At 38.0% G+C, this 5,026-nt stretch carries 5 protein-coding genes; 3 read left to right on the top strand and 2 right to left on the bottom strand.

Features of this window, described 5'->3' with window-relative positions:
* Positions 1–151 precede the first annotated feature (151 nt).
* The 3 genes from V7K89_RS31800 (at position 152) to V7K89_RS31790 (ending at position 1,161) form a co-directional block, all read left to right on the top strand.
* Positions 152–337, top strand: a complete 186-nt coding sequence (locus V7K89_RS31800) for a hypothetical protein (RefSeq protein WP_335194498.1) — start codon at positions 152–154, stop codon at positions 335–337.
* Positions 328–651 carry an element excision factor XisH family protein gene (locus V7K89_RS31795; RefSeq protein WP_335194496.1) on the top strand — a complete coding sequence of 108 codons (324 nt, stop codon included), beginning with the start codon at positions 328–330 and terminating at the stop codon, positions 649–651. Before V7K89_RS31800 ends, V7K89_RS31795 begins: the two co-directional genes overlap by 10 nt.
* A 189-nt stretch (positions 652–840) precedes the next feature.
* A complete protein-coding gene (locus V7K89_RS31790) occupies positions 841–1,161 on the top strand; it encodes a XisI protein (RefSeq protein WP_335194500.1) in 321 nt (106 codons plus the stop codon).
* A 134-nt stretch (positions 1,162–1,295) separates the two neighbouring features.
* Here V7K89_RS31790 and V7K89_RS31785 read toward each other — a convergent pair whose 3' ends face one another.
* Positions 1,296–2,387: a PstS family phosphate ABC transporter substrate-binding protein gene (locus V7K89_RS31785; protein WP_335194494.1), complete on the bottom strand. Its 1,092-nt coding sequence runs from the start codon at positions 2,385–2,387 to the stop codon at positions 1,296–1,298.
* 204 nt (positions 2,388–2,591) lie between these two features.
* Complete coding sequence (locus tag V7K89_RS31780; protein ID WP_335194492.1) at positions 2,592–3,803, bottom strand: serine/threonine-protein kinase; 1,212 nt, start codon at positions 3,801–3,803, stop codon at positions 2,592–2,594.
* Positions 3,804–5,026 lie beyond the last annotated feature (1,223 nt).

The raw sequence follows: 5,026 nt of genomic DNA, 5'->3' as shown, positions 1-5,026 counted from the left end.
GTAGATCATAACTGTAAGGGTTTGCCATACGAATGCAGAAATCAATCACTTCTCTATATATTCTACGTCCTAACTAAGATGGCGACTGCTATACTAAACTGTTCATAGCTTATTGATAACTGATAACTGATAACTGTTCACTGGTCAGTGCTTGCGGTCGATATTTCTGACAAAACCTGCGATACTTCGCCGCGCATTCATCCAAAGTTCTCCCCAATTGGAAAAACGCCGGATGCCATTGAGTGATGCCATCATTACTCAAACGGTCATAAGTGCCATAATTGCTGAAGTCGTAGAAAAAACCTTGCTTGCTGCATTTGGGCAGCTTTGGGGTTAGCGTGGATATATCGCAAAGTATTTAAAGCTTTTTGCTTTATTGCAGATTCAGATATCAGTGAATTTCATACTGCACTCGGACAATATCTCAATTACTGTCAAGCTCTAGAAGAACAAGAAGCAGATAGAGTGCTTTATTTAGCCGTTCCGATCCAAACATATCAAGACTTTTTCCAACTTTCTTTTGTCCAACGCACCCTTCATCGTTACCAAGTTACAGCAGTTTTCATATATTTGAACCACATCTGTTGTATGGGCGCAAGGCCTTGCGCCCCTACCGCGTGGTCTATTTACCTGAAAATAGCTGTAAGTTGATAATTTACGATCCAAAACGTGAGGAAATTCAGCTATGGATAAAATAGAACACTATCGACAATTTATCAAACAAATTTTGAGCGAACATCAACAGATCGCATCTAAGAGCTGATTCGTAAAGAAAATCTTAAGGGTACTCAACTCATTACTAGGTCTAAGTTTCAGCGAATAAGTGCTTTATTGACTTAAATTCCTGAAACCCTTACTAGACAAGTACTTTACTTGAGTTTACGAATTAGCTCTAATATCGATACTGTCAAATCACAATTAATTTTAGACAACGAAAACGACCATTATCAACTAGCTTACGTTGGCTGGCAAGGAGATAAGCGGGTGTTTGGCCCGGTTATGCATTTTGATATTCAAAATGGGAAAATATGGATACAGTATAACGGTACAGAAGAGTCTGTTGCTGAACGATTAGTTGAGTTAGGTGTACCTCCTTCTGATATTGTTATTGGGTTCCATTCTCCTTTTAAGTGCCAGTTTACCTCTTATGCTGTCGAGTGAACTTCAACTCAAGTAATGAATACATGAATATTGAACAAGTAGTAAATGGATAGAAAAGCGATCGCTCTAAATCCCCGACTTTTTAAACAAGTCGGGGATCGGTAGGAAGCTTACTCAATTGTCCTTCAAATCTTCTAGTGAACTCCAACGAAACCAGCTTGCTCAATCGCCTTTTGTCCTTCATCAGTTAATAAAAGATTGGCATAAGCATTTCCAATCTGCTGTTCCCGACCTTTATTCTGCTTAATAATCACAAACAAATTAGCAATCATCGGATAGCTGCCATTTTTGATTGCCTCAGTATTTAGCTGGTTGCGCTGATGCAGACACTGTTCAGGTGGCACCATCGGCTTCTTATAGGGGGTAATTAACTGACTAGAAGTCTGACCCAATGGTAAAGCCTTCACGCTACATTGAAAGACTACCGAACGGGCAGAAGCGTAATACACACCACCAGGGGTTTTACTGAGTTGTCGCACTGCCTCTGTAGTAGAATAGACATACTGCACATTTGAGCCAAATGCTTGTCCCTTTAACTCGCTGTTACTAGGGAATATTACTGTATCTGCGTCCTCTGGTCGTTGGGAAAAAGCTGTGATGGGTAGATTTGGTCCACCGACTTGATTCCAATTAGTAATTTTCCCCAAATAAATTTGCTGCAATTGGTCAACAGTTAAACCAGGCACATTTAGTAATGGGTTGACTACCACTGCAATCCCATCCATACCCACCAGACGTTGCTCAAGGGTAAAGCCTCGTTCTTTTGCCGTAGCTTGTTCTTCATCTGTAAGGGAACGGGAGGACTGAGCAAAGTCTAGTTTCCCATCAAGCAACATCCGAATGCCGGATCTAGAACCCGGGCTACCATTAACAGGGTTTACGTAGCGTAATTGTAATTCCGGGCGATCGCTCTGGATCTGAGAATCTACCAATTGCCGGATAGATGCCCAAGCTGTACTACCTCCGTAATTGAATGAGGCAGTGGGAACATCAGCAACTGTCTGAAAAGTTGATCCATTATTAGATGCATTATTATTAGAGACGCTGTTGATATTTTGAGCAGAGGAAGAGTTAATACTGTTGCGAGACCAGAAATTTGGCTTGAATAACCACCAAAGTAATCCGCCAATAACCATAAGTGTTAGAACTTTACCAATAATTAAACCTCTAAGGAAGAGGGCAATTTCGCTGTTAATTAAAGCTTTTCTTTGATTTGTATTGTCCATATTTTTAAATATTGTTTCATTGTATTTATCTTACAGGAATATCTAAGTATTTATCCTTCAGTAATCTTGAAATATTTAAATTTAAAGTAAATCTCTAATAGCTAGTTAATAAGTAGTTTTATGATTGCTGCTAAATGATTAACTTTTTCTAATGTAATGAAATTAGATTTGCTATTTGGTAGTTTTTGCAATGGTGCAATTGCTTTAACTGATTCTTTTGTTAAGTGCTGATTTAGCTACTAGACTATTCATATTAGTTAATGGGAACTCAACAAATTTTTCTATAAAACTCTTTAGTGGAGTCGGTTGGTTTGGAAGTGATGTCCCCGTATTAATAAATGTATAGATTAAAACTATTACTATCAAGCTAGTAGTAGCACCAAGACCGATACCCAGCAGTAAAATAAAGTTTCTATAAGTTAGCAAATAGCTCTCATCAGCCTTGTAATCGATGCCAGCAGATTGTGAGGACTGTGACAACACAATATCGGAATTAAGGGCTTCCAAAGCTTCTGTGGCAGATTGATAACGCTGGCTGTAGCGATCGCGAACCATTGTATCTAAAACATTTGCCAGAGCGTCACTTACCTGTGCCTTGTCGCGCCAGATAACTTCTCCAGTATTAGGATCTTCTGGTAGTTGCTCAGGTATTAAACCTGTTAAGGCTTGAATGCCAATCATCCCTAGAGCATAAATATCGCTGCAAAGTTTTGGCTTTCCCTTAGCCTGCTCGCTTGGCATATAGCCAGGAGTTCCAACAGCAATTGTTAAACCTGCTCCCAAAGCTCCAATTTTCTTAATACTCCCAAAATCAATTAGCACAATCTTCCGATCGGAGTACCGCCGCATTAAGTTTTGAGGCTTAATATCTCGGTGAATAATATTGTGTTGGTGGACGAAAGCGAGTACTTCTAGGATGTCTTTTAATAAATTTAAAACTGTATTCTCGTTAAGAGGCTGACCTGGTACAATTTCTTGAGTCAAGGCATGACCGTCAATAAATTCCTGAACTAAATAAAAATCCCCGTCTTCATTAAAATGGGCAAACAGTCTCGGAATTTGCTCGTGGTCGTTGCCTAGCTGGTATAAAACTTCCGCTTCCCGATCAAATAGCTTTTTAGCAATGGGTAGAACAGCAGGGCTGGAATCTTTTGGATGGAAATGTTTGACGACACAATGGGGTTGTCCTGGTAAATCCAAGTCAATAGCTAAGTAGGTATCACCAGATCCTCCGCTTCCTAATTTTTTGATAATCTCAAAGCGATTCCGAAGTGTTTTTCTGTTAAGAGAGTATCGATGTCCGTTACGTATAGCACCCCCTAATAAGTAAGTATTACCAGATTCTCCGCTTCCCATCACTTTGACAGTTTCAAAGCGACTTCGGAGTGTTCTTCTGACTAGAGGGTTCTGGCTCATGTGGCGTATACTACTTCTTAATTTACTGACCATTCAGAGCTTGGGTGAGTTGATGAATAACTGCTTGTTGCTCTAGATTTGCTGATATTTGCGGCAGTTAGCCATCGGGCAACCTATGCTTTAGATGAGTTGGATGCTTAGTTGCTTGATTGCTTTATTTAATACCTTTATAAGTATCTTAATACAAAACTAATTTATGAAATACTTTTGTAATTTTATCACTTAAGTAAATTTAACACTAATCTACAGTATTTAAACTGTGGGCAGAAAATAATATTCAGGAATCAGGATATTTACTTATTTATTTTAACTGTTAAGTCTGATTACTGACAAAACCTTGAACAGTAAAATTTAAAGGCAAAAGGCACAAATACCCTGACAGTGTTCGCCACAATTTTTTTACCAGATTTTAGTCATTACCAACCGCGATTGGGTTGTCAGCTCAATGTGAGTTCGACGAAAAAATTAAAAAGAGCGGATAAGTTTTTGAGGTAGATACTGAGTGATGGTTTTTGAGGTAAATTAAGTGTAACTTTTCAATCACTCACACATTTCACGATCTCGAGCTACTCATAATTCTGGCAAATCTGTAATGCGTATTCGCTTCCATGAAATACCACAATTAATATCTGATACCAATTGTTAAAAAAGAATCCATCCCTACCCTACCTTTAGCAAGACGAGAGTACAGGTTGGGTTATCTGTCGTAAAAATTTTTTGAATTGATACAAGCTACTTAAATGAGAAAGCAAAATGGCGAATTACAATGCTTCCAATCTCTCGAATAACTTTTAAGTTTCCACTTTTTTGAGTAGAAGAAATATTAGGACTGCATTTCCTTAAATTAAATCCGCATAAATTTGCGAACTTTCTTTATTTGTTGGTTTACTTAGTCCTTAAGATATCAATTTACAGTATATTAACTGCTTATTCAATACTTTCTCCAAAACATCCTACTTTTCCAACCTTTCCCACCTTTTACTTTACTTGCATATATATCACTTGTAATAACTCAGTTGCATCTAGCAAAAGTAATAGTAGCAATAGTCTAAATCGGTTTTTATATATTTTTTTTTTAACTTTTTTAGGTACCCGATAAATATGCGTTATCCATAACTTTAGTAGAGAGGTATAGCAGTCGCCATCTTAGTTAGGACGTAGAATATATAGAGAAGTGATTGATTTCTGCATTCGTATGGCAAACCCTTACAGTTATGATCTAC

The organism is Nostoc sp., from assembly GCF_036917515.1.
In the GTDB taxonomy this organism is placed as follows: Bacteria; Cyanobacteriota; Cyanobacteriia; order Cyanobacteriales; family Nostocaceae; genus Nostoc.
This window is presented reverse-complemented; position numbering and strand designations above follow the sequence as displayed.

Excerpts from the sequence above, each read along its gene's own strand:
- V7K89_RS31785 (WP_335194494.1), bottom strand. The coding sequence starts at position 2,387 with ATGGACAATACAAATCAAAGAAAAGCTTTAATTAACAGCGAAATTGCC.
- V7K89_RS31780 (WP_335194492.1), bottom strand. The coding sequence starts at position 3,803 with ATGAGCCAGAACCCTCTAGTCAGAAGAACACTCCGAAGTCGCTTTGAA.